The following is a 22,158-nucleotide window of genomic DNA, read 5'->3' as shown; positions in this document are numbered from 1 at the left end:
GGGCGGTCGGCGGGAGTCCCCAAAGACGCCGCCCCGCCCACGGCGTGCGGGCGGGGCGGCGGGTGCGCGTGGGGGCGGCCGCTACTGGCGGCGGAGGGTGGCCGGGGCGTCGCCGGGGTCCGTCTCGATGGCGATCGTGTCGCCGTCGTCGCTGACGGTCCCCGTCAGCGCCTCACCGTCCACGACGAGCGTGAGGGCGGGGTGGTCGTAGGTGCCGGTGCCGGTGACGGGGTCGATCACCTCGTCGAACCCGCCCTGCTCAATGACCGAGCCCTCGAACCGGAACGACTCGCCGCTCTCGGTGTCGGGAATGTCGACCGTGAGCGTGGTGAACGTGCCCTCGCCTGTGTCTTCATCCCGGAGGTCCTCGGTCACGCCGGAGTAGGTCCCTCCGATCTCGAACTCGGAGTCGGCCGAATCGCAGGCCGCGAGCGCTAGCGTCGCAAGCAGGCAAGCAGAGAGGGCGGTTGGGTAGAAGCGGCGCATCGGGCGGGGGCGGGGTGGGTGCAGAGGCAGTGAGTTTACGGGGCCTCCGTGCAGGGTGCACGGTCGCCGCCCCGCCCCGAGTCGCCGAAGCACTCAACGCCCCGCCCTGTGGCGCGAGCGGGGCGGTCGCCCCGCCCTCTGCCGCTGCGTCCGGGCACCACGGGGCGGGGCGGAGCGTTGGGACGGCCTCCCCGCCCGACCCCCGACCGCCCCGCCCGTCGCTACACCCTTAACTCCCGCTCCCATGCCGCGCATCCTCTGGGCCGACGACGAGATCGACCTCCTCAAGCCCCACGTCCTGTTCCTCGAAGCCAAGGGCTACAACGTCGAGACGGTCACGAACGGGGCCGACGCCGTCGACCGCGTCCGCGAGCGGGGCGGCTACGACGTGGTCTTCCTCGACGAGCAGATGCCCGGGCTGGGCGGGCTCGACGCGCTCCAGGAGATCAAGGGCGCCCGGCCCGAGACGCCGGTCGTGATGATCACGAAGTCGGAGGAGGAGCACATCATGGAGGACGCCATCGGCCGCCAGATCGCCGACTACCTCATCAAGCCGGTCAACCCGAAGCAGATCCTGCTCTCGGTCAAGAAGATCCTCGAGGGCGACCGGATCCGCGGCGCGCAGGTCCAGCAGGACTACCTCCAGGGGTTCGGCGAGCTGACGGCGCGGATCGGGGGCGCCGACGACGCCGGCGACTGGACCGACGTCTACGAGACGCTCGTGCGCCACGACCTCGGCCTGGGCGGGGCGGACGAGGGCGTCCGCCAGATCCTCGACGACCAGTACCGCGAGGCCAACCGGGCCTTCGCCGGGTTCGTCGAACGCCGCTACCCGCGGTGGATCGAAGACGTCCAGGCCGGCGAGAAGCCGCGCCGCGACCGCCCCGCCCTCAGCCACGAGGTGCTCCCGCGGTGGGTGTTCCCGCACCTGGGCGGGGCGGGCGAGCGGCCCGAGCGGCCGGTCGTGTTCCTGCTCATCGACTGCATGCGCTACGACCAGTGGCTCCTGTTCGAGGACCACCTCCGCGCGCTCTACGACGTCGAGAAGGATTGGCACTACGGGCTCCTGCCGACGGCCACGCCGTTCAGCCGGAACGCGCTCTTCGCCGGGCTCCTGCCCATCGACCTCGCCAAGCGGTTCCAGAACTACACCGTCGACGAGCGGGGCGACGAGGCCTCGCTCAACGCGCACGAGGCCGAGTACCTCGACGACCACCTCGCGCGCCGCCACCGCGGCGACGTCCGGGTCCGCTACGACAAGCTGGTCTCGCAGAGCGACGGCACCCAGTTCGCCGACCGCGTGACGGACTACCTCCAGCACGACCTCTCGGCCGTCGTCGTCAACTTCGTCGACATCTTGGCCCACAGCCGCTCGGACACGCGGATCCTCAAGGAGATCGCCCCCGACCTCCCGGCCTACCGCTCGCTGACCGGGGCGTGGTTCGAGCACAGCTGGCTGCTGGCCGCGCTCCAGGAGCTGGCCCGCCACGACTGCACGGTCGTCGTGAGCACCGACCACGGGGCCGTCCGCGCGCTCCACCCGACGAAGGTGATCGGCGACCGCGAGGCGTCGACGAGCCTCCGCTACAAGCACGGCCGGAACCTGAAGGTGGACACCGACGACGCCATCTTCGTCAAGGAGCCGGAGACGTACGGGCTGCCGCGGCTGGGCATCAACGAGAACTACATTTTCGCCCGCGGCGACAGCTACTTCGTCTACCCGACGAACTACAACCGCTACGTGAACCAGTACCGCGACACGTTCCAGCACGGCGGCGTGACGATGGAGGAGGTCCTGCTGCCGGTCGTCACGCTCCGCCCGAAGCAGAACGGGAACTAGGAACGGGAAACGAGGAACGGGGCAGAGTCAAAATCGGGGGCGGGGCGGCCGTCATTTTCCTATTTCCCGTTCCCGTTGCCTGCTCCCCACCCCGCCCCGCCCCCCGGCTACCTCCCCGCCCGCGTCGAGCGGCGGCTGGACGTGGCCGACGACCTCGCCGTGATCTGGCTCCGCCCGTCCGAGCCGGTCACGTTCCTCCCCGGCCAGTACCTCACGCTGGCGGCGCCCGGCGCCGACGGCGGCGTCGTGAAGCGGCCGTACTCGGTCGTGAGCGCGCCGCACGAGCCGCTCGTCGAGCTCGTGGTGGAGCTGGTGCCCGAGGGCACGCTCACGCCGCTCCTCTGGCCGCTCGGCCCGGGCGACGGCGTCTGGGTGCGGCGCCGGGCCGCGGGCCGGTTCCTGCTCGACCCGGAGCGCTCGCGGCACGTCATGGCCTGCACCGTGACCGGCGTGGCCCCGTTCCTCTCGATGATCCGCGCGCACGTGGCCGTGGGCGGGGCGGCGGATGACCGCTTTCTCGTGGTCTGGGGCGCGAGTCACGCGGCCGAGTTCGGCCCGTACCTCGAGGAGCTGGACGCGCTCGCCGCCCGGGACGACGTCGAGGCTGTCCCGACGGTCAGCCGGCCGTGGGAGAACCCGGCGTGGGACGGGGAGGTCGGGCGCGTGGAGGACGTGCTCCGCAAGCACCTCGACCGCCTCGGGTGGGCCGCCGCCGACGTGGCGGGCTACGCCTGCGGGCACCCGCAGATGGTCGAGACCGTGCAGGGCCTGCTCCGCCGCGCGGGCGTCGCCGAGGACCACGTCCACGAGGAGGTGTTTTTCACCGAGGGCGGGGCGGAGGACGATCCGCCCGCCCCGTCCGGGACGCTCCCGCCCGAGCCGCCCCGCCCGAGCCGACCGCCCGGCGCGCCGGGCGGGGTGGTGCTGAAGACGGTCCCCCGCCCGTAGGCGCCCGCCCCGCCCTCGACTCGGGCGGGGTGGTGCACGGAGGCCGAACCGCCCCGCCCCCTGGCGCGGCGCGGACGGGGCGCTCATCTTCCGCCTTCCGCCTTCCGCCTTCCGCCTTCCGCCTTCCGCCTTCCCGTGTTCGACGGCCTCCTCCCCGCCCAGACCGACGGCGCCGCCGAGACGCTCGCGCTCGGCCGCCGCCTCGCCGCGCGGCTGGAGCCCGGCGACGTCGTCGCGCTCCAGGGCGACCTGGGCGCGGGCAAGACGCACCTCGCCAAGGGAATCGCGGCCGGTCTCGGCCTGGACCCCGACGCGGTCACCTCGCCCACGTTCACGATCGTCCAGGAGCACGGCGACGGCGCGCTCCTCCACCTCGACCTCTACCGGATCGAGTCCGACGCCGACCTCGCTGGGTTGGGGCTCGACGAGCTCCTCGACGGCGACGCGGTCGCCCTCGTCGAGTGGCCCGAGCGGGGCGGCGCGTGGCTCCCCGCCCGCACCGTCTGGCTCCGGCTCGCGCACCTCGGCGGCGACCGGCGCCGGGTGGAGGAGGCGGAAAGGGCGGAACCGGAGACCGGGGAGTAGGTGAGCGGGGCGGGGTGGACGAGTCCATTTCCTAGTTCCCAGTGCCCACCGCCTCTACAGCTGAAGACCGCCTCCTCGCCCTCCCCCGCTTTGCCGACGCCGGCGCGGCGGCGTACAAGCCCGGCCTGGAGCGGATGCGCGCGCTCCTCGCCGCGCTGGGCGACCCGCACCTCGTCTACCCTACGGTCCACGTCGCCGGGACGAACGGGAAGGGCTCGACGGCGTCGTTCGCCGCGTCCGTGGCGCAGGCCGCCGGGCTCCGCGTCGGGCTCCACACGTCGCCGCACCTGGTCTCGCTCCGCGAGCGGATGCGCATCGACGGCCGCCCCGCCCCGCCCGCGTGGCTCGACGGCGCCGTCGACCGCTGGGGCGGGGCGGTCGAGGCCGTCGGCCCCAGCTTTTTCGAGGCGACGGTCGCGCTGTCGCTCCTCTACTTCGCCGAACAGGACGTGGACCTCGCCGTCGTCGAGGTGGGGCTGGGTGGGCGGCTCGACGCGACGAACGTGCTGGTCCCGTGCGTGGCCGCGGTCACGCACGTCGGGCTCGACCACACGGACCTGCTGGGCGCGACAACGCGCGAGATCGCGCGCGAGAAGGCCGGCATCGCCAAACCGGGCGTCCCGCTCCTCCACGCCGTCGCGGACGCCGACGCCCGCGACTCGCTCGAAACCGAAGCGCGCGGGCGGGGCGGGGTGGTGGAGGCCGTGCGCGAGACGTGCCGCGTCGAGCCCGCCGGTGTGGGGTCTGGCGGCGCGGAGGCCGCCCCGCCCGGTTCCGCCCCGCCCGGTCCCGCCCCGCCCCGCGTCTGCCTCGTGACGCCGCTGCGCGACTACGGGCCGGTCGTGCTCGGGCTGCCCGGGCCGCACCAGGCGTGGAACGCGGCGCTCGCCGTACGCGCCGCCGAGGTTGCGTCGCCCGCCCCGCCCACGCCCGAGGCCGTCCGCGCCGGACTGGCCGAGGTCGCCCGGCGGACCGGCCTGCGCGGGCGGGGCGGGGCCTGGGCCGCCGACCCGCGCGTCGTGCTCGACGTGGCCCACAACGCCGACGGCTGGCGGGCGGCGCTCGACGCCGTCGCCGTGCCCGAGGGCGGCCGCTTGTGGGTGCTCGCCGGCGTTCTGGCCGACAAGGACGCCGCGGCGCTCGGCGCGCTCCTGGCCCGCCGGCCCGCCGGCCTGCCGTCTGCCCACCGCGTGCTGGCCGCCGGGCTGGAGGGCGAGCGGGCGCTCTCGGCCGAGGCGCTCGCCGAGGCGCTGGGGCGGGGCGGGGCCGACGCCGAGCCCGCAGGAACGCCCGCCGAGGCGCTCCGCCGGTTCCAGGACGCCGCGGGGCCGGCCGACCGGCTCCTGGTCACGGGGTCGCACCAGACGGTCGCTGCCGTGCTCCAGGGCGAACCCTGAGCGGGGGCGTGGGTTAGACGGCACCCCGGGTACAATTTGCCGCCGGGTCCACGTCTATATATCCCCGGACCGCACCCCGCCCCTCTCCGCGGTCCGCGCCTCCTCCCCCAGTCCCGCGCCCCGGTGCCGGGGCGCCGTCGACATGAACATCACCGCTCTGGAGCAGAAGAAGGTCTCCGAGCTCCACGAGATCGCGCGCCGCCTGGGCATCGGGGGCTACGCGGACCTCCGGAGGCGGGACCTCATCTACGAGATCCTCGGCGCGCAGGCCGACGCGGAAGCCGATGCCGCCGAGCCGCCGCCCCGCCCGGGCTACGACGCCGGCGACCGCCCGGCGGTCCGCCCCCGCTCGTCCGTGCGCCGCGCTGCGCCGGCCGAGGGCCGCCGCGAGGTCCGCCGGCGGCGGACGTCCCGCGAGCGCCGGCCGATCTCGCCCGAGTGGCCCGGCTACATGCAGGGGTACGACCCGCAGGCGGTCACGCTCGACGGGCTCATCCGCAAGGCGGGCGTGCTCGAGATCCTGCCCGACGGGTACGGCTTCCTCCGGTCGGCCGAGTACAGCTACCTCCCGTCGCCCGACGACATCTACGTCAGCCCGAGCCAGATCAAGCGGTTCGCGCTCCGCGTCGGCGACACGGTCGACGGCCAACTCCGGCCGCCGAAGGAGGGCCAGCGCTTTTTCGCGCTCATCCGCGTCCACTCCATCAACGGCCGGGCGCCCGAGGACTTCGACGAGCGGACGGGCTACGACTACCTCACGCCGGCCTACCCCGACCACCAGCTCCGCCTCGAAACGACGCCGGACGAGCTCTCGACGCGCGTGGTCGACCTGGTCGCGCCGATCGGGAAGGGCCAGCGCGGGCTCGTCGTCGCCCCGCCCCAGTCGGGGAAGACGGTCCTCCTGCAGAAGGTCGCCCGGGCGATCCTCGAAAACGAGCCGGGGACGACGGTCATCGCGCTCCTCGTCGACGAGCGCCCCGAGGAGGTCACGGACTTCGAGCGGGCCGTGCCCGGCGTCGAGGTGGTCGCCTCGACGTTCGACGAGTCGCCCGAGCGCCAGGTCCACATTGCCGACCTCGTGCTCGAAAAGGCCAAGCGGCTCGTCGAGGCGGGCCAGGACGTGGTCGTCCTGCTCGACTCGATCACGCGCCTCGCCCGCGCCCACAATGCCCTGCCGCACCCGGGCGGGGCGGCCGTCGAGGGGGCGGGGCGGACGCTCTCGGACACCGTCGACGCCGCCGCGCTCCGCGGCCCGAAGCGCCTGTTCGGCGCCGCCCGCGCCGTCGAGGAGGGCGGCTCGCTGACCGTCATCGCGACGGCCCTCGTCGAGACGGACAGCCGCATGGACGACGTGATCTACGAGGAGTTCAAGGGCACCGGCAACATGGAGCTCGTGCTGTCCCGCGACCTCGCCGACCGCCGCACCTTCCCCGCCGTCGACGTCGCGCGGAGCGGCACGCGCCGCGAGGAGATGCTCGTGCCGCCCGAGCGCCTCGCCCGCGTCCACGCCCTCCGCCGCCGGCTCGCCGGCCTCGACCCCGTCGACGCCATGACCTTCCTCCTCGACCGCCTGCGCGGCACGGCGTCGAACGACGCGTTTCTGCAGGAGATGGGCGACGAGTGATGAGTGAAGAGCGGGCTGCAAAGCGCCGGGCGGGGCGGGGTAGTCGTATTCAAGGCGGGGCGTCCCCGACCACCCCGCCCGTTACTCGTCACCCATCGCCCGTTGCCCGTTTTGAAAGCTGTCTTGCTCGACATGGACGGCGTCCTCGTGGACGTCCGCGGCTCGTTCCGGCGGGCCGTCGCTGAGACCGTCGGCCGGTTTACCGGCACGGAGCCCACGCCGGAGGCGATCCAGGCCAAAAAGGACCAGGGCGGGTTCAACAACGACTGGATCCTCTCGCACACGCTCGTCCAGGAGGCGGGCGGGGCGGCGTCGTTCGACGAGATCAAGGAGGCGTTCAACGCGCTCTACCGCGGCCGCGACTTCGACGGGCTCATCGCGACCGAGCCGCCGCTCGTCGAGACGGCCACGCTCGAAGCCCTCGCCGAGCGGTACGCGCTCGCGCTCGTCACCGGCCGCCCCGAGGAGGACGCCGAGTGGACGCTCCGCCGGTTCGGGTGGGACGCGCTCGTGCCCCTCGTCGTGGGGATGGGCCAGCAGGCGGGCCGCGAGAAGCCGGACCCGTACGGGCTCGCGCTCGCGCTCGACGCGCTCGGCGCCGCCCCGCCTGAGGCCGTCTACGCCGGCGACACGGTCGACGACCAGCGGGCGGCCGTCGCCGCCGGGTGCCGGGCCGTCGGCGTGGTGCCCCCCGGCCTCGACGTCGGCGCCCACGGGCGGACGCTGATGGCGGCCGGCGCCGAGGTCGTGCTCTCGACCCCGAACGACCTCCCCGCCCTCCTGGCGACGTGGGATGCGCGGTAGCAGGTAGAGCAGGTAGAGCAGGTAGAGCAGGTAGAGCAGGTAGAGCAGGTAGAGCAGGTAGAGCAGGTAGAGCAGGTAGAGCAGGTAGAGCAGGTAGAGCAGGTAGAGCAGGTAGAGCAGGGGGCGGGGCGGCGACCGAAAAGTTCCACGGCGGCTCCGCCCCGCCCGGTGGCGCGCACGGGGCGGGGCGGGCACCTTGCTCTCTCCGCTCTCTCCGCTCTCTCCGCTCTCTCCGCTCTCTCCGCTACGCCGCCTGCTCCGTCGGCTCCGGCAGCGCGCGCCAGACGAGGGCGGCCATCGCGAGCGTGACGGCGGCCGAGACCAGCGTCGTCGCCCGGTAGCCGGCGTCGGCGTAGAGGGCGCCGGCGGCCGTGGCGCCCAGGCCGGTCCCGATCTGGCCGACCGCGATCGTGAGCGACAGGAACGCCCCGCGCTGGCGGCCGGGCACGAGCGCCGTGAGGAGCGCCTGGAGCGGGGCGGCCCGCATCGCGAACAGGCCCATGATGGCCACGTACACCGGGTACGCCGTCCACCGCTCGGCGACGACGAACGTGAGCGCCGCCGTCACGACGGCGAGCCCGAGGCACGAGGCGAGGATGAGCGGCTTGCGCCCGACCGAGTCCGAGAGCGTCCCCGCCCGCGGCCCGATCGCCACGCTCGCCGCCCCGCCCACGAGGAACAGCGTGGCGATAAAGTCGAGCGGGAGCCCGAAGACCGCGAGCGGGCGCCCGAAGACGGCCACGTCGAGCGGGAACCGGGTCGTCAGCCACTGGGGGAGGTAGACGATGAGGAGGCCCAGCCCGAGGTACATCAGGAAGTAGGTGGCGACCGCGACCGCCGTGTCGCGCCGGGCCAGGAGCGCCCGGTACTGGCGGAGCGCGCCGGCGACCGTCGGCCGCTCGTCCGAGAGGCGGACGTCGGGCTGCGGCACGACCGTCAGGATGAGGACGAACGCGATCACCATGACGCCGGCGAACGCCACGAACGGCGTCCTGAACCCGACGCCGACCGCGAGCGCCCGCCCGATGGGGATGCCGAGCACGAGCCCGAACGGGACCCCGCTCATGACCCACCCCGTCGCCCAGCCCCGCCGCTCGTACGGGAAGTAGTCGCCGCAGTAGCTGACGGCCGCGCCCGAAAGCATCCCGCCCCCCGCGCCGGCCAGCACGCGGACGGTCAGGAGCGACCCGAACGTGTCGGCCAGGCCGTGGAGCGCGAGCGCGGCTGCCAGCGCCCCCGACCCGATGAGGAGCACGCGGCGGCGCCCCACGCGGTCCGAGATCGGCCCCATGACGAGCGCCGCCGCCGCGAGCACCCACGAGTACGCCGACACGAGCAGCCCGAGCTTCCCCACACCTACGCCCAGCGCCTCGCCGATGATGGGCAAGATGGGCGTGACGACGATCGTCTGGCTCGCCGCCGTGAACACGAGGAGCCAGAGGGCGAACAGGATGCCGGCGGTGCGGGCGGAGGAGGGGGCCAGTGGGGTCAGTCGGTGTCGGGGGGAGCAGGACGAGCTTGGGCGGGGCGGGGTTCGCGTGGGCCGCCCCGCCCCACGCGGCCGTCGGCGCGCGCCATCCGGGAGGCACAATGATCGGGGGCGAGCCGAGTCTTTTCCGTCCCGTATCCTCGCCGTCATGACCCGCGCCGCTCTCCTCCTGCTCGCCCTCCTCCCGGCCGTCGCCGCGTGCGGCGCCGACCGCCCCGCCCCGCCCGCCGTGGTCGCCACGGGCGGGGCGGTGGAGGCCACAGAGGCCCCGGGCGGGGCGGCGCCCGCCGTCGTCCCCGCCGGCCTGGACGTGCCCGCCGAGATGGCCTACGTCCCGGGCGGGGCGGTGACCGTCGGCGTGCTCCCGGGCGAGGGAGGGATGCCCCACGAGCGCCCCGCCTTCCGCGCCGATGTCGCCCCGTTCCTCCTCGACCGCTCGCCCGTCACCGTCGCCCGCTTCCGCGCCTTCGCCGAGGCGACGGGCCGCGAGACGGAGGCCGAGCGGTTCGGCGACGGCCTCGTGATGGACCAGCAGACGGGGCAGTGGGCGCTCGTGCCCGGCGCCTCGTGGCGCCGCCCGCGCGGGGGCGCCGCGCCCGCCCCGCCCGACGACCACCCGGTCACGCAGGTGTCGTGGGCCGACGCCGACGCCTTCTGCCGCTGGGACGGCGCCGACGCCGGCGCCCCCAAGCGGCTCCCGACCGAGGTCGAGTGGGAGCACGCCGCGCGCGGGGCCGCCGACGGCCGGAGCCCCTACGCCTGGGGCGACGCGCTCGGGGCCGGCGACCCGGCGCGGGGCGGGGCGGCCCGCGCCAACACCTGGACCGGCACGTTCCCCGGCGGCGACGACGGGGCCGACGGCTACCGCGACGGGACGAGCCCGGTCGGCGCGTTCGGCGCCACCCCGCTCGGGCTCACCGACCTGGGCGGGAACGTGTGGGAGTGGACGGCCTCGTGGTACCGGCCGTACCCGCTCGGCGCCGACGGCGGGGCCGGCCCCGGCGCGCCGGCCGGGCCGAGCGGCGAGCCGGAGCGGGCGCAGCGCGGCGGCTCGTTCCTGTGCCACCCGTCGTACTGCCACGGCTTCCGCGTGAGCGCGCGGAGCCACTCGACGCCCGAATCGTCGTTCGCCCACGTCGGCTTCCGCTGCGCGCGCGACGCGGGCGGGGCGTAAAGGGCAGAGGGCGGGGCGGCCTCCGATCTCCACCCCGCCCCACCGGAGCGCGGGCGGGGCGGGTGTGAGAGACTGTTTGGTGGAGGGTCTCCCTCCCCCACCGGGGGAGGGCCGGGGAGGGGGACGGACATCGAAACGGCCGTTGGGGGCAGGGCGGCCGCCCTGGGTCCCCTGGCTGCGCCGACCTCACGGTTGGCTGCGCCGGCCTTTCGGCTCCCGGCCTCGCAGGCTGGGGGAGGACTCGGAGCCGACTACGACCAGTCTCTGAGGCGAAGCCACGGCTCGCTTTAGCACAGGCTCGCCCCGGCGGACGGTTCCGTCGGGGTCCCGGCGGGTCCAGATGGACTTACCCTTGCGGGATCCCTCACCCGCCCCGCCCGACCGCTGGAATGGACTTCGCCACAATCGATTACGTCGTCTTCGGCGCCTACGCCGCCCTCATCATCGGCGTCGGCCTCTGGGTCTCGCGCGAGAAGGAGGGGCGCACGAAGGACTCGGCCGACTACTTCCTCGCCGGCAAGTCGCTCCCGTGGTGGGCGATCGGCGCCTCGCTGATCGCGTCGAACATCTCGGCCGAGCAGTTTATCGGCATGTCGGGGTCCGGCTTCCGGCTCGGCCTCGCGATCGCGTCCTACGAGTGGATGGCGGCCATCACGCTCCTCGTGATCGCGTGGTTCTTCCTCCCGATCTACCTCGAAAAAGGCATCTTCACGATGCCCCAGTTCCTCGAAGAACGCTACGACGGCCGCGTGCGGACGCTGCTCGCCGTGTTCTGGCTGCTCGTCTACGTCTTCGTCAACCTCACGGCCGTGCTCTACCTGGGCGCGCTCGCGATGGAGGGGATCATGGGCGTCCCGCTGTTCTGGGGGATCGCCGGGCTCGCGATCTTCGCGACCGTCTACTCGATCTACGGCGGGCTGGAGGCGGTCGCCTGGACCGACGTCGTGCAGGTCGTCGTGCTCTTGGGAGGCGGCCTGCTTACGACGGTCCTGGCCCTCGACGCCTACGCCGACGGGGGCGGGGCGGCGGCCGGGCTCTCGAAGCTCGTCAGCGACCTCCCCAGCCGGTTCGACATGATCCTCGGGCCGGGCGAGCTCCTCTACCAGGACGACGCCGGGGTCACGCAGGACGCCTACCAACTCCTGCCCGGGCTGGGCGTGCTCTTGGGCGGCATGTGGGTGGCCAACCTGTTCTACTGGGGCTGCAACCAGTACATCATCCAGCGGGCGCTGGCGGCGAAGTCGCTGAAGGAGGCCCAGCGCGGGCTGGCGTTCGCGGCCGGCCTCAAGCTCGTGCTCCCGCTCGTCGTCGTGATCCCGGGCATCGTGGCGTTCGGGCTCGACGCGCCCATCGACAAGGCGGACCAGGCGTACCCGTGGCTCCTGGGCACCTACATCGGGCCGGGCCTGAAGGGGCTCGCGTTCGCGGCCCTCGCCGCGGCGATTGTGTCGTCGTTGGCGTCGATGATGAACTCGACGGCTACGATCTTCACGATCGACCTCTACAAGTCGCGGAACCCCGGGGCGTCGGAAACGCGGCTCGTGACGATCGGCCGGCTCGTGAGCCTCGTCGCGATCACGATCGCGGCGCTCGTGGCGTACCCGCTCCTGGGCGCCATCGACCAGGCGTTCCAGTACATCCAGGAGTACACCGGTTTTATCAGCCCAGGCGTGCTCGCCGTCTTCGTGATGGGCCTGTTCTGGCGCAAGGCGACGGCCAACGCCGCGCTCGTGACGGCGGTCCTCTCGATCCCGCTCTCGGCGCTCGCCAAGGTGCTGCTCCCGTCGATCCCGTTCCTGAACCGGATGGGCTACGTGTTCCTGGTCTCCGTCGCGCTCATCGTGGTCATCTCGCTCCTTGAGGCGAAGGGCAAGGACAGCCCGAAGGCGATCCGCATCGCGGGCGTGAAGCTGGCGAGCGATCCGGTGTTCCTGACCGCCACGTTCGGCATCCTCGGCGTGACGGCGGCGCTCTACGCCGTGTTCTGGTAGGATCGCCCTGCTCGCGGAAGCCGCCCCGCCCGATCCTGTGCGCATGGTCGGCGCGGTCGAGGCCGTCGCCGGAGCCCCGCCCCCCGCTGCGACGGCTGGGGCGGGGCGGCGGACCTGGAGGTGACGCGGGCCGTGAACCCGCCCGGGCAGCCCACCACCCCGCCCGGAGACTGCGCGGGCGGGGCGGCGGGCTCGCAGGAAAGCCAGGCCGAAACGGCCTCGGCAGCCGCTTAGCGGTCGAGGACGCCCGCGAACTCGTCGATCCCCGCGCCCTCGGGGTACGGGTCCTTCGGGTCCGGCCCGTACGCGTTGGGGCCGGCGTCGCCCTCGATGACCATGAAGTAGAGGAGGATGAACCCGCCGATAAAGGGGACGAGCGACACGAGGTACCACCACCCGCTCCGGTCCGTGTCGTGGAGCCGGCGCACGGCGACAGCGAGGGACGGAAGGAGGAGGCCGAGCGCCAGCGCGATGTAGAGGAGGCCTGCAACGATCGCCAGACTCTCCGAAATGGAGATCAGGATGACGGCGACGACGACGACCGCGATCGCGACAAGTACGGAGAACAGGTAGAACATCCAGTACTCCTTGCGCCGCGCGCGGCCCTCGAAATCGGCGTAGTGGTTTTTGACGATGTCGACGAAGTATTCCTGGAAGGCGTCCATAGGGGCGAGGTGGGTGGAGAGGCTCCAAAGAACGGAGCCCTAACCCCTTGTGCAACTGGAGAGCCTTTGCCGCGCCCGTCCGTCGCGGGGAGCCGCCGGCCCGCCCGCCGGTACCTTCCGGCTCCGCCCCGCCCCCGCCCTCTGGGTCCGCCCGCATGACGCCGCAGCCGCTCCCCGCCGACCCCGAGGTCACCGACGCCCTCGCCCGCGAGCACGGGCTGACCGACGACGAGTACGCGCGCGTCCAGGAGGTCCTGGGCCGCGTGCCGACCTACACCGAACTCGGCGTGTACTCGGTCATGTGGTCCGAGCACTGCTCGTACAAGAACTCGATCGCGCTCCTCAAGACGCTCCCCCGCGACGGCGAGCGGCTCCTGGCCGCGGCCGGCGACGAGAACGCCGGGCTCGTCGACATCGGGGGCGGGCTCGCGTGCGCGTTCAAGATCGAGAGCCACAACCACCCGAGCGCCGTCGAGCCGTACCAGGGCGCGGCGACGGGCGTGGGCGGCATCCAGCGCGACATCTTTACGATGGGCGCCCGGCCCATCGCCAGCCTCAACTCGCTCCGGTTCGGGTCGCTCGACAGCCCGCGCGTGCGGTTCCTGTTCGACGGCGTCGTCCGCGGCATCGGCGGCTACGGCAACTCGTTCGGCGTGCCGACGGTGGGCGGGGAGGTCGTGTTCGACGCCTCTTACGAGGGCAACCCGCTCGTGAACGCCATGTCGGTCGGCGTGGTCAAGGCCGGCGAGACCGTGAGCGCGACGGCCGAGGGCGTGGGCAACCCGGTCTACATCGTGGGCTCGGCGACCGGCCGCGACGGCATCCACGGGGCCACGTTCGCGTCCGAGGAGATTTCGGAGGACTCCGACGCGAAGCGGCCCAACGTCCAGGTGGGCGACCCGTTCACCGAAAAGCTGCTGCTCGAAGCCAGCCTGGAGGCCATCGCGACGGGCGCCGTCGTAGGGATGCAGGACATGGGCGCGGCCGGCATCACGTGCTCGTCGTCGGAGATGAGCGAGAAGGGCGGGGTGGGGATGGACCTCCAGCTCGACCGGACGCCCCAGCGCGAGGCCGGCATGACGCCGTACGAGCTGCTGCTGTCCGAGAGCCAGGAGCGGATGCTGGTCGTGGTCGAGCGGGGCCGCGAGGCCGAGATCGAGGCCGTCTTCGACAAGTGGGACCTCCACGCCGTCCAGATCGGCGAGGTCACGGACACGGAGCGCGTCCGCGTCTTTTGGCACGGCGACTTGGTCGTCGACGTGCCGGCCGAGTCGCTGGTGCTGGGTGGCGGCGCGCCGGTCTACCATCGCGAGACGCAGCGGCCGGGCTATCTCGACGCCACGCGTGCGTGGGACGCCACGGACCTGGCCGACCTCCTGCCCACGTCGGCGGAGACCGGCGCTGGGACGGCCGGCGGCGCCCTCGTCGCGCTCATGGGCGCGCCCAACGTGGCCTCCAAGCGGTGGGTGTTCCAGCAGTACGACCACGAGGTGCGGACGAACACCGTCGCCGGCCCCGGCCCCACCGACGCCGCCGTCGTCCGCCTCAAAGGCACCACCCCGCCCGCCGCAGACGGCCCGGGCGGGGCGGGCAGCCCGGGCGGGGCGGAGCGCGGGCTGGCCATGACGACCGACTGCAACGGCCGCTACGTCTACCTCAACCCGCGGCGCGGCGCCCGGATCGCCGTCGCCGAGGCGGCGCGGAACGTGGTCTGCGCCGGCGGCGAGCCGCTCGCCGTCACGAACTGCCTCAACTTCGGTAACCCGTACAAGCCCGAGGTCTACTGGCAGTTTACCGAGGCCGTCGGCGGGCTGGGCGACGCGTGCCGCGCGCTGGGAACGCCCGTCACCGGCGGCAACGTCAGCTTCTACAACGAGAGCCCGGACGAGCGCGGCGGCACGCGCGCCGTCTTCCCCACGCCCACGATCGGGATGGTGGGGCTCGTCGACGACGTGGCCGCGCACACGACGACGGCCGCGTGGGCGGCGCCCGGCGACCGGCTCCTCCTGGTCTCGCCCGCCGCGTGGTGGCACACGGGCGGGGTGGAGGCGAGCGAGTACCTCGCCCACGTCCACGGGACCACGGCCGGCGACGCGCCGCACCTGGACCTGGACGAAGAGAAGGCGGTCCAGGCGGCGGTGCTGGCCGCGATCCGCGCCGGCCTCGTGCGGAGCGCCCACGACGTCGCCGACGGCGGCCTCGCCGTGTCGCTCGCCGAGAGCGCCGTGTTTTCCGGCCTGGGCGCCGAGGTGGCCCTCCCCGCCCTCGACGCGCGCCTCGACGCCGTCCTGTTCGGCGAGGCCCAGAGCCGCGTCGTCCTCTCGGTCGCGCCCGACGACGCCCAATCCGTGCGCGCGCTCTGCGCCGAGCACGGCGCCCAGGCGACGCCGATCGGGACGGTCACGGACGGCCCGCTCCAGGTCACCGTCGGTGCCGAGCCCGCCCTCTCGGTGCCGGTCGCCGACCTCGCGCGGCCCTACGAGACGGCGATCCCCGACGCGATGGCCGCCCCGGAAGCCAGGGGCGGCCCGGCGGTCTAGCCGCCCCGCCCGCGCCGCTGGGGCGGGGTGGCTCCCGGGCGGGGCGGCCGCTACGCCGCGCGCAGGACCGGGGCCGGAGCGTGCTCGTTAGCCGCCCCGCCCCGCCCGGCGGCAGGCGTTTCCGCGAGTGGGGCGGTGGGCGGGGCGGCGGCGCCGCGGGGGAGCGTGACGGTAAAGGTGGTCCCCACGCCGGGCGCGCTCTCGGTCGCGATCGTGCCGCCCATCAGGTCGACGAGCCGCTGGGTGATGGCGAGGCCCAGCCCGGACCCCTCGTGGCTCCGCGCGTCGCCCTCGGACTGCTGGCGGAACTCGTCGAACAGGCTGGGCAGGAAGTCCTTTGAGATGCCGATGCCCGTGTCGGCCACGCGGAGGACGACGGCGGCATCGTCGGGGCAGACGCCGACCTCGACCGTCACCCCGCCCCGCTCGGTAAACTTGACTGCGTTCCCGACGAGGTTGGTCAGGATGCGGTCGAGGGCGCCGGCGTCGAGCGTGGCCGGGACCGGGCCGTCCGGGGCCACGACGTCGAGGCGGAGGCCGCGGGCCTCGGCCGCCGGGCGGAGCAGCGTCGCGCTCCCCTCGACGTGGCCGACGACGTCGAGCGGGACCGGCCGGAGCGCCTCGGTGTGGGCGTCGAGCCGGGCCAGGTCCAGGACCGAGTTGAGCGTGGCCAGCAGCCGCCGGCCGCCGGTCTCGATGGCCTCGACGAGCCCGCGGGCGTCGCGGTCCACCTCGTCCATGAGGAGGTCGGCGAACCCGATGACGGCCGTCAGCGGCGTGCGGATCTCGTGGCTCATGTTGGCCAGGAAGGCGCTCTTCACGCGGGCCGTCTCCTCGGCCGCCTCTCGGGCCTCGACCAAGCCGCGCTCGTAGTCCCGCCGCGCCCCGACGTCGCGGCCGAGCGAGAGCACGCGCTGGGTGCCGCCGACATCGATCACCTGAGACTCGAACTCGAGCAGCCGCTCGGACCCGTCGGGCAGGACCACGCGGAGGTCGGTCCGGGCGTTGCCGACGGCCTGGAGGCGGCGCATGTGGTCGCGCGCGAGCGGCCGGTCCGCCTCGGCCACGGAGCCGATCAGGGGCGGGGCGGCCTCGCCCTCGGCGACGCCCATGATCGCGCGGGCGGCCCGGTTGAGCTCGGCGTCTTCGCCGTCGAGGCCGTGGACAAACACGGCGTCCGAGGCCCGGTCGACGAGCGTGTGGTAGCGAGCCTCCGACGCCCGGAGCGCCTCGACGCGGCGGCGGACCTGGGCGCGGAGGGCGACCGACGCCCCGAACGCGAGCAGGAACAGGACGCCGGCGCCTAGCGCCCCCCAGCGGTACGCCGAGGCCGAGATGCCGGCCCGCTCGACGTCGGCCGGGCTGCGTGGGTAGATCTGGTACGACTCGTCGTAAGGGGCTAAGCGGTCGTACTGGCCCGCCACGCCGACCGCGCGGACCCGGTCGCCGGCGCCCAAGCCCTCGAACGACACGGGCCTCGGCTGCCCCTCGAACGCGAACACGACCACGAGCGAGAGGTCGTCGAGCGAGACGAGGAGCGCGCGGCCGGCGCCCACGTCGTTCTGCCCCACGACCGTCCCCTCGACCTCGACGAGCCGGCCTTCCAGCCCTTCGGCGTCGGCCGCGTCGTAGGGCAGCGGCGCGGGCGCACGGGACCGCCCCGCCCCCCGCTCGAGCGCGCGGGGCTCGATCATGGCGACGCCGTTGCGGAACCCGAGCGTCCCCGTGACCACGACGGGCTCGCCGGCGCGGACGCGGCGCCCGTCGGCGAGCACGCCGCCGCCGACGGCGACGCCGCCCCGCCCGTCCTGCACGTAGAGGTCGGCCGGCGACGACCCGAACGCGCCCTGGTCCGCCGAGGCCCACCCCGCCACGGTCACCGTCTGCCCCACGCGGTCGGGCACGCGGTCGCCGTCGGCGTCGTGGAGGACGTCGGCGATGGGCTCGGGCCGCTGCGCCGCGGCGGGCGGGGCGGCGGCGACGAGCGCGAGGGCCAGCCAGGTGCGCGTGCGCATGTCTTTAGGAGAGGGCGGGGTCGTTCTCGGCCCGTTCGACGGTCGGGGGGCGGGGCGGGGCGCTGTCGCTGTCGGGGGCCGCCGCCCCGCCCGCGTCGGAAAACGGAGCGGCGGGCGCGGCCGAGGGAGCCGGGGGCGGGGCGGCCGGATCGGGGGCGCGCTCGGGGAGGACCACCTCGAACAGGGTCCCCTCGTCCTTCCGGCTCCACACGCGGATCTCCCCGCCCATGACGTCGACGAGCCGCTTGGTGATGGCCAGGCCCAGCCCGGTCCCCTCGTGGCTCCGCGTGTGGCCGTCGGACTCCTGCTTGAACGCCTCGTAGAGGTCGGGGAGGAACGCGTCGGAGATGCCGACGCCCGTGTCGCGCACGCGGACGACGACGTAGCCCTCGGCGGCGTGGAGCGAGACGCGGACCTCGCCGTGGTCGGTGAACTTGACCGCGTTCCCGACGAGGTTCGTCACGATCCGTTCGAGGGCCGTCCGCGAGTGGTGGGCGGGGAGGGCGCGGACGTCGGACTGGACGTGGAGCCCGAGCCCCTTCCGCTGGGCGAGCGGGGCGAGGAGCCGGACGGCCCCCTCGACCACGGGCACCACGTCGACGGCCTCGGGCGCGACCGGCGCGCGCTCGGCGTCGAGCCGCGCGAGGTCGAGCACGTCGTTGAGCGTGTTGAGCAGGCGCTCACCCCCGGCGTGGACCGTGTCGGCGTACTCCCAGAGGTCCTCGGGGACCTCGTCGCGCAGGATGTCGGCGAACCCGATGATGGCCGTCAGCGGCGTGCGGATCTCGTGGCTCATGTTGGCCAGGATCGACGCCCGGAGCTGGGCCGTCTTCTCGGCCTGCTCGCGGGCCTCCTCGGCGGCCTGGATCGCCCGGAGCAGCCCGTGCTCGTAGGCCCGGCGCTCCTCGACGTCGCGGGCCACGGACACGAACGCCGAACCGTCGCGGAGCCGGCGCGTGGCGATCTCGAACGGGACGGCCGCCCCGCCCGGCCCGCGGAGTTCGAGCACGCCCGAGACCGACCCGTTCTTGTCGGCGTCGGCGAGGTGGAACCGGGCCTCCTGCTCGTCGAGGGCGAGGTCGGCGAGCCGGACCTCCCGGCCGTCGGGGCGCGCGCCGTCGGCCGCGAGCCCGAACGCACGCTGGGCGGCCTGGTTGGCCGCCGTGACCTCGCCGCCCCGCCCCGTGTCGAGGACCAGGACGGGGTCGGCCGCGGCCTCGAACAGGTGGCCGTAGCGGGCCTCAGACGCCCGCAGCGCCGCCGTCCGCCGGCGGACCTGGGTGCGCAGGGCGACGGCCCACAAGAGGGCCACGACGAGCAGGCCGCCGACGGCGACGGCCCCCCACGTGTACTCGGCCGGCGAGAGCCCCCGCCGCTGGACGTCCGACGCCGCGAGCGGGTAGACCCGGTAGGCGCCGCGGCCGTCCGCCGCCGGCCCGTCCTGGACGAGAACGCCGCGGACGCGGACGTAGTCGCCGGCGTCGACGCCGGCGAACCCAGCCAGCTCCGTCCGGTGGTCGGGGACGACGGCCGAGACGAGGTCGACGCCGGACAGCACCACGAGCCGGTGGGCGCCGTCCGCCTGGTCGATCTGGACCGCCCGGCCCTCCAACTCGACCACCTCGCCCTCGCGGGCCTCGAAGTCCAGCCGCCGCCCGCCCCGGGCCAGCTCCCGCACGGGGACCGGGCGGGGCGGGGCGGCCGCCCGCGCCGGCGGGCCGACGGTCTCGACGCGGGCGTCGGCCAGCTCGGTCGTCCCGTGCCGGACCTGGAGCCGGCCGACGGCGCGGACGCTGTCGCCCGTGGCGACGGGCGCGCTGCCGGGCGCGAGCGCGAGGCGGAGGCCGCCCGTCGCGTCCTGCACGAACACCTCGTCCGGCGCGACGAGCCCCGAGCCCGCCGTGACCCGCCCCGCCACGGCGACGGTCGCGCCCGCCCGCTCGCCCTCGGCGCCCGCGCGGACGGCGCGAACGGACTCGACCGCCGGCGCCCCCGCCCCGCCCGCCTGTGCCCACGCCGAGAGCGGCGCCGCGCTCGCGAGGAGGAGCGCGACGGTCCATAAGGGGCGTCGGGGGCGCGTAGGCACAGGGGGCGGGGTGGGACGCCCCCGGTATCGTCGGGCCGGTGTCGGACCTAAGGCGCGGCGGGCCGCCGCGGTAAGAGCGGCGGGCGGGGCGGCGTCTGGAGAGCGTGCGCCGCCGGCCGGAAGAACCCGAACCCGCCCCGCCCGTACTATTCCGACCCCTTACCATCTCCACGTTTCCATGTCCGCCTACGTCACCGGCACCGACGACAACTTCGAGTCCGAAGTCCTCCACAGCGACCAGCCCGTCCTCGTCGACTTCTGGGCCACGTGGTGCGGCCCGTGCCGCACGATCGCCCCGACGATCGAAGAGATCGCCGCCGACTACGACGGGAAGGCCAAGGTGGTCAAGCTCGACGTCGACAGCAACCCGCAGACGGCGATGAAGTACGGGATCCGCTCGATCCCCTCGCTCCTGTTCTTCAAGGGCGGCAAGCCCGTCGACCAGATGGTCGGCGTGGTCCCGAAGAAGGTGCTCGCCGAGAAGCTCGACGCCCTCGCCGGCCAAGCGGCCTAGCCCGCCCCGCCCGCGCCGGGGGCGCCTCCTCACGCGGGGGGGCGCCCCCGACTTGTATCCGCTCGCACTCCGAAACCGATGCCCACGCCCCCCACCCCGCTCCCCGACGGCCTCGACTGGGGCGCCGCCGAGCGCCGACCGATCGTCATCGTCGGCACCGGCCCCGCCGGGTTCACGGCCGCCCTCTACGCCGCCCGCGCCGGGCTCGCGCCGCTCGTCGTCCAGGGGTCCGAGCCCGGCGGCCAGCTCACGACCACGACCGACGTCGAGAACTTCCCCGGCTACCCCGACGGCGTGATGGGGCCGGACATGATGGCCGACCTCGAAAAGCAGGCCGTCCGGTTCGGCGCCGAGCTCCGGTGGGGGACCGTCACGCACGTCGACTTCTCGGGCAGCCCGCACCGGCTCGTCGTCGACGAGACGACGCCCATCCTGGCCGACGCCGTCGTGGTCTCGACCGGGGCGAGCGCGAAGTACCTCGGGCTGGAGAACGAGCGCCGCCTGCTCGGGCGGGGCGTCTCGGCGTGCGCGACGTGCGACGGCGCGTTCTTCCGCGGCGAGGAGATCGCGATCGTCGGCGGCGGCGACACGGCGATGGAGGAGGCCCTCTTCCTCACGCGCTTCGCGTCGACGGTCCACCTGATCCACCGGCGCGACAGCTTCCGCGCGAGCCAGATCATGCAGGACCGGGTGCTGAACCACGACAGCGTCCGCGTCCACTGGAACACGGTCGTCACCGAGGTCCGCGGCGACGACGCCGTGATCGGCCTGACCCTCGAAGACACCGAGACGGGCGAGGCCCGCGAGCTCCCCGTGACCGGGTTCTTCGTCGCCATCGGCCACAAGCCGAACACGGAGATCTTCGCCGGCTGGCTCGACCAGGACGAGGCCGGCTACATCCAGACGCTCCCCGACAGCACGTACACGAACGTCGACGGCGTCTTCGCCTGCGGCGACGCCCAGGACCACGTCTACCGCCAGGCCGTGACGGCGGCCGGGACCGGCTGCATGGCGGCCATCGACGCCGAGCGCTGGCTGGCCGAGCACGACGTCATCGAGGAGACGCGGACGGAGACCGAGTACCACGTGGCGCCGGCCGAGGACTCGGACGACGGCGTCCCGGTCCAGGACAAGCTGGCCGAGGCCCGGTCGTAAGACGCCGGGGGCGGGGTGGGCATGGGCGGACTCCCGCCCGGCGTCCCGCGAGCCGGACCGCCCCGCCCGCTCAGACGCGGCCGCCGTCGCCTGGGCGGGGCGGCTTGGGCGGGGCGGGGGCATCAGGACGTTCCTCGTTGACCGGGCGCCGCCCCGCCCCTACGTTCGGCCCATGTTCTCCGTCGACCACGTCCTCGTCTCCGACGCGCTCCTCGACGCGCCGTTTGCGTGCCACCTCGGCTCGTGCTTCGGCGCGTGCTGCGTCCACGGCGACCGCGGGGCGCCCGTCGAGCCCGACGAGCGGGCCGCGCTCGAAGCCGCGCTCCCGGCCGTCGAAGCGAAGCTCCGGCCCGAGGCGCTCCGCGAGATCGCCCGGAACGGGGTCTGGGAGGGCGACGAGCGCGAGGGCTACGGGACCACCACCGTCGGCGGCCGCGAGTGCGTGTTCGTGACCTACGACGGCGGCGGCGCCCGCCCCATCGCCAAGTGCTCGCTCCAGGAGGCCTTCTGGGCGGGGCGGACCGACTTCGAGAAGCCGGTCTCGTGCCACCTCTACCCCCTCCGCGTCGAGTCCTACGGCGAGGGCGCCGACGCCGTGGACGTGCTGAACTACGAGCGGATCGACCTGTGCCGCCCCGCCGTCCCCCACGGCGAGCGGACGGGCGTCCAGCTCGCCGACTTTCTCGAACGCCCGCTCACGCGGAAGTACGGGGAGGCGTGGTTCGGGCGCTTCCGCGAGGCGCTCCGCCAGCGCCGGCTCGACGTCGGCATTGGCCCGCAGGAGGCCGCCCCGCCCGCCCCCGTAGATTCGGAGGTGGCGCCTTAACCTGGGCGGGCCGGCGTGC

General features: G+C 74.3%; 17 protein-coding genes. 12 read left to right on the top strand and 5 right to left on the bottom strand.

Annotated elements, in window-relative coordinates:
- Positions 1-81: 81 nt before the first annotated feature.
- Entirely contained in the window at positions 82-486 is a 405-nt protein-coding gene (locus RQM47_RS02730) for a hypothetical protein (RefSeq protein ID WP_311663045.1), read from the bottom strand.
- Positions 487-730: 244 nt separating this feature from the next.
- On the opposite strand from RQM47_RS02730, the gene RQM47_RS02725 reads away from it, so the two are divergent.
- The 6 genes from RQM47_RS02725 to RQM47_RS02700 all read left to right on the top strand — a co-directional run bounded on the left by RQM47_RS02725 (position 731) and on the right by RQM47_RS02700 (position 7,684).
- On the top strand, positions 731-2,326 hold the full coding sequence (locus RQM47_RS02725) for a response regulator (protein WP_311663046.1): 1,596 nt from the start codon (positions 731-733) through the stop codon (positions 2,324-2,326).
- A gap of 75 nt (positions 2,327-2,401) precedes the next feature.
- Entirely contained in the window at positions 2,402-3,274 is an 873-nt protein-coding gene (locus RQM47_RS02720; protein WP_311663047.1) for an FAD-binding oxidoreductase, read from the top strand.
- Positions 3,275-3,409: 135 nt separating this feature from the next.
- Positions 3,410-3,859, top strand: coding sequence for a tRNA (adenosine(37)-N6)-threonylcarbamoyltransferase complex ATPase subunit type 1 TsaE (gene tsaE, locus RQM47_RS02715; RefSeq protein ID WP_311663049.1), 450 nt, complete (start codon positions 3,410-3,412; stop codon positions 3,857-3,859).
- 41 nt (positions 3,860-3,900) lie between these two features.
- Positions 3,901-5,256 (top strand): bifunctional folylpolyglutamate synthase/dihydrofolate synthase, encoded by a 1,356-nt coding sequence (locus RQM47_RS02710; protein ID WP_314007290.1) that lies wholly within the window; start codon positions 3,901-3,903, stop codon positions 5,254-5,256.
- A gap of 142 nt (positions 5,257-5,398) precedes the next feature.
- Entirely contained in the window at positions 5,399-6,880 is a 1,482-nt protein-coding gene (gene rho, locus RQM47_RS02705) for a transcription termination factor Rho (RefSeq protein WP_311663051.1), read from the top strand.
- Positions 6,881-6,982: 102 nt separating this feature from the next.
- A complete protein-coding gene (locus tag RQM47_RS02700) occupies positions 6,983-7,684 on the top strand; it encodes a TIGR01548 family HAD-type hydrolase (protein ID WP_314007288.1) in 702 nt (233 codons plus the stop codon).
- 244 nt (positions 7,685-7,928) lie between these two features.
- Here RQM47_RS02700 and RQM47_RS02695 read toward each other — a convergent pair whose 3' ends face one another.
- Positions 7,929-9,113: an MFS transporter gene (locus RQM47_RS02695; RefSeq protein WP_311662816.1), complete on the bottom strand. Its 1,185-nt coding sequence runs from the start codon at positions 9,111-9,113 to the stop codon at positions 7,929-7,931.
- Between the two features lie 208 nt (positions 9,114-9,321).
- On the opposite strand from RQM47_RS02695, the gene RQM47_RS02690 reads away from it, so the two are divergent.
- Both RQM47_RS02690 and RQM47_RS02685 read left to right on the top strand, forming a co-directional pair.
- Entirely contained in the window at positions 9,322-10,347 is a 1,026-nt protein-coding gene (locus RQM47_RS02690) for a formylglycine-generating enzyme family protein (RefSeq protein ID WP_311662817.1), read from the top strand.
- Between the two features lie 389 nt (positions 10,348-10,736).
- A complete protein-coding gene (locus tag RQM47_RS02685) occupies positions 10,737-12,338 on the top strand; it encodes a sodium:solute symporter family transporter (RefSeq protein ID WP_311662818.1) in 1,602 nt (533 codons plus the stop codon).
- Positions 12,339-12,568: 230 nt separating this feature from the next.
- Here the strand turns inward: RQM47_RS02685 and RQM47_RS02680 are convergent, their stop codons facing one another.
- Entirely contained in the window at positions 12,569-13,003 is a 435-nt protein-coding gene (locus tag RQM47_RS02680) for a DUF805 domain-containing protein (RefSeq protein WP_311662819.1), read from the bottom strand.
- 155 nt (positions 13,004-13,158) lie between these two features.
- On the opposite strand from RQM47_RS02680, the gene purL reads away from it, so the two are divergent.
- Entirely contained in the window at positions 13,159-15,543 is a 2,385-nt protein-coding gene (gene purL, locus RQM47_RS02675) for a phosphoribosylformylglycinamidine synthase subunit PurL (RefSeq protein ID WP_311662820.1), read from the top strand.
- Positions 15,544-15,593: 50 nt separating this feature from the next.
- On the opposite strand, the gene RQM47_RS02670 is transcribed toward purL, so the two are convergent.
- Both RQM47_RS02670 and RQM47_RS02665 read right to left on the bottom strand, forming a co-directional pair.
- Positions 15,594-17,558: a PAS domain-containing sensor histidine kinase gene (locus tag RQM47_RS02670; protein WP_311662821.1), complete on the bottom strand. Its 1,965-nt coding sequence runs from the start codon at positions 17,556-17,558 to the stop codon at positions 15,594-15,596.
- A 4-nt stretch (positions 17,559-17,562) separates the two neighbouring features.
- Complete coding sequence (locus RQM47_RS02665) at positions 17,563-19,644, bottom strand: PAS domain-containing sensor histidine kinase (protein ID WP_314007285.1); 2,082 nt, start codon at positions 19,642-19,644, stop codon at positions 17,563-17,565.
- Between the two features lie 178 nt (positions 19,645-19,822).
- Here RQM47_RS02665 and trxA point away from each other — a divergent pair, with 178 nt between their 5' ends.
- The 3 genes from trxA to RQM47_RS02650 all read left to right on the top strand — a co-directional run bounded on the left by trxA (position 19,823) and on the right by RQM47_RS02650 (position 22,139).
- Positions 19,823-20,158 carry a thioredoxin gene (gene trxA / locus RQM47_RS02660; protein ID WP_311662823.1) on the top strand — a complete coding sequence of 112 codons (336 nt, stop codon included), beginning with the start codon at positions 19,823-19,825 and terminating at the stop codon, positions 20,156-20,158.
- 78 nt (positions 20,159-20,236) lie between these two features.
- Complete coding sequence (gene trxB, locus RQM47_RS02655) at positions 20,237-21,313, top strand: thioredoxin-disulfide reductase (protein ID WP_311662824.1); 1,077 nt, start codon at positions 20,237-20,239, stop codon at positions 21,311-21,313.
- 172 nt (positions 21,314-21,485) lie between these two features.
- Positions 21,486-22,139, top strand: coding sequence for a DUF3109 family protein (locus RQM47_RS02650; protein ID WP_311662825.1), 654 nt, complete (start codon positions 21,486-21,488; stop codon positions 22,137-22,139).
- Positions 22,140-22,158 lie beyond the last annotated feature (19 nt).

The organism is Rubrivirga sp. S365 (assembly GCF_032248475.1).
Classification (GTDB): domain Bacteria; phylum Bacteroidota; class Rhodothermia; order Rhodothermales; family Rubricoccaceae; genus Rubrivirga; species Rubrivirga litoralis.
This window is presented reverse-complemented; position numbering and strand designations above follow the sequence as displayed.

What these genes read in the sequence shown, in the direction of transcription:
- RQM47_RS02730 (WP_311663045.1), bottom strand. Translation starts at nt 486, where the DNA reads ATGCGCCGCTTCTACCCAACCGCCCTCTCTGCTTGCCTGCTTGCGACG.
- RQM47_RS02725 (WP_311663046.1), top strand. Translation starts at nt 731, where the DNA reads ATGCCGCGCATCCTCTGGGCCGACGACGAGATCGACCTCCTCAAGCCC.
- rho (WP_311663051.1), top strand. Translation starts at nt 5,399, where the DNA reads ATGAACATCACCGCTCTGGAGCAGAAGAAGGTCTCCGAGCTCCACGAG.
- RQM47_RS02690 (WP_311662817.1), top strand. Translation starts at nt 9,322, where the DNA reads ATGACCCGCGCCGCTCTCCTCCTGCTCGCCCTCCTCCCGGCCGTCGCC.
- RQM47_RS02685 (WP_311662818.1), top strand. Translation starts at nt 10,737, where the DNA reads ATGGACTTCGCCACAATCGATTACGTCGTCTTCGGCGCCTACGCCGCC.
- RQM47_RS02680 (WP_311662819.1), bottom strand. Translation starts at nt 13,003, where the DNA reads ATGGACGCCTTCCAGGAATACTTCGTCGACATCGTCAAAAACCACTAC.
- purL (WP_311662820.1), top strand. Translation starts at nt 13,159, where the DNA reads ATGACGCCGCAGCCGCTCCCCGCCGACCCCGAGGTCACCGACGCCCTC.
- RQM47_RS02670 (WP_311662821.1), bottom strand. Translation starts at nt 17,558, where the DNA reads ATGCGCACGCGCACCTGGCTGGCCCTCGCGCTCGTCGCCGCCGCCCCG.
- trxA (WP_311662823.1), top strand. Translation starts at nt 19,823, where the DNA reads ATGTCCGCCTACGTCACCGGCACCGACGACAACTTCGAGTCCGAAGTC.
- trxB (WP_311662824.1), top strand. Translation starts at nt 20,237, where the DNA reads ATGCCCACGCCCCCCACCCCGCTCCCCGACGGCCTCGACTGGGGCGCC.
- RQM47_RS02650 (WP_311662825.1), top strand. Translation starts at nt 21,486, where the DNA reads ATGTTCTCCGTCGACCACGTCCTCGTCTCCGACGCGCTCCTCGACGCG.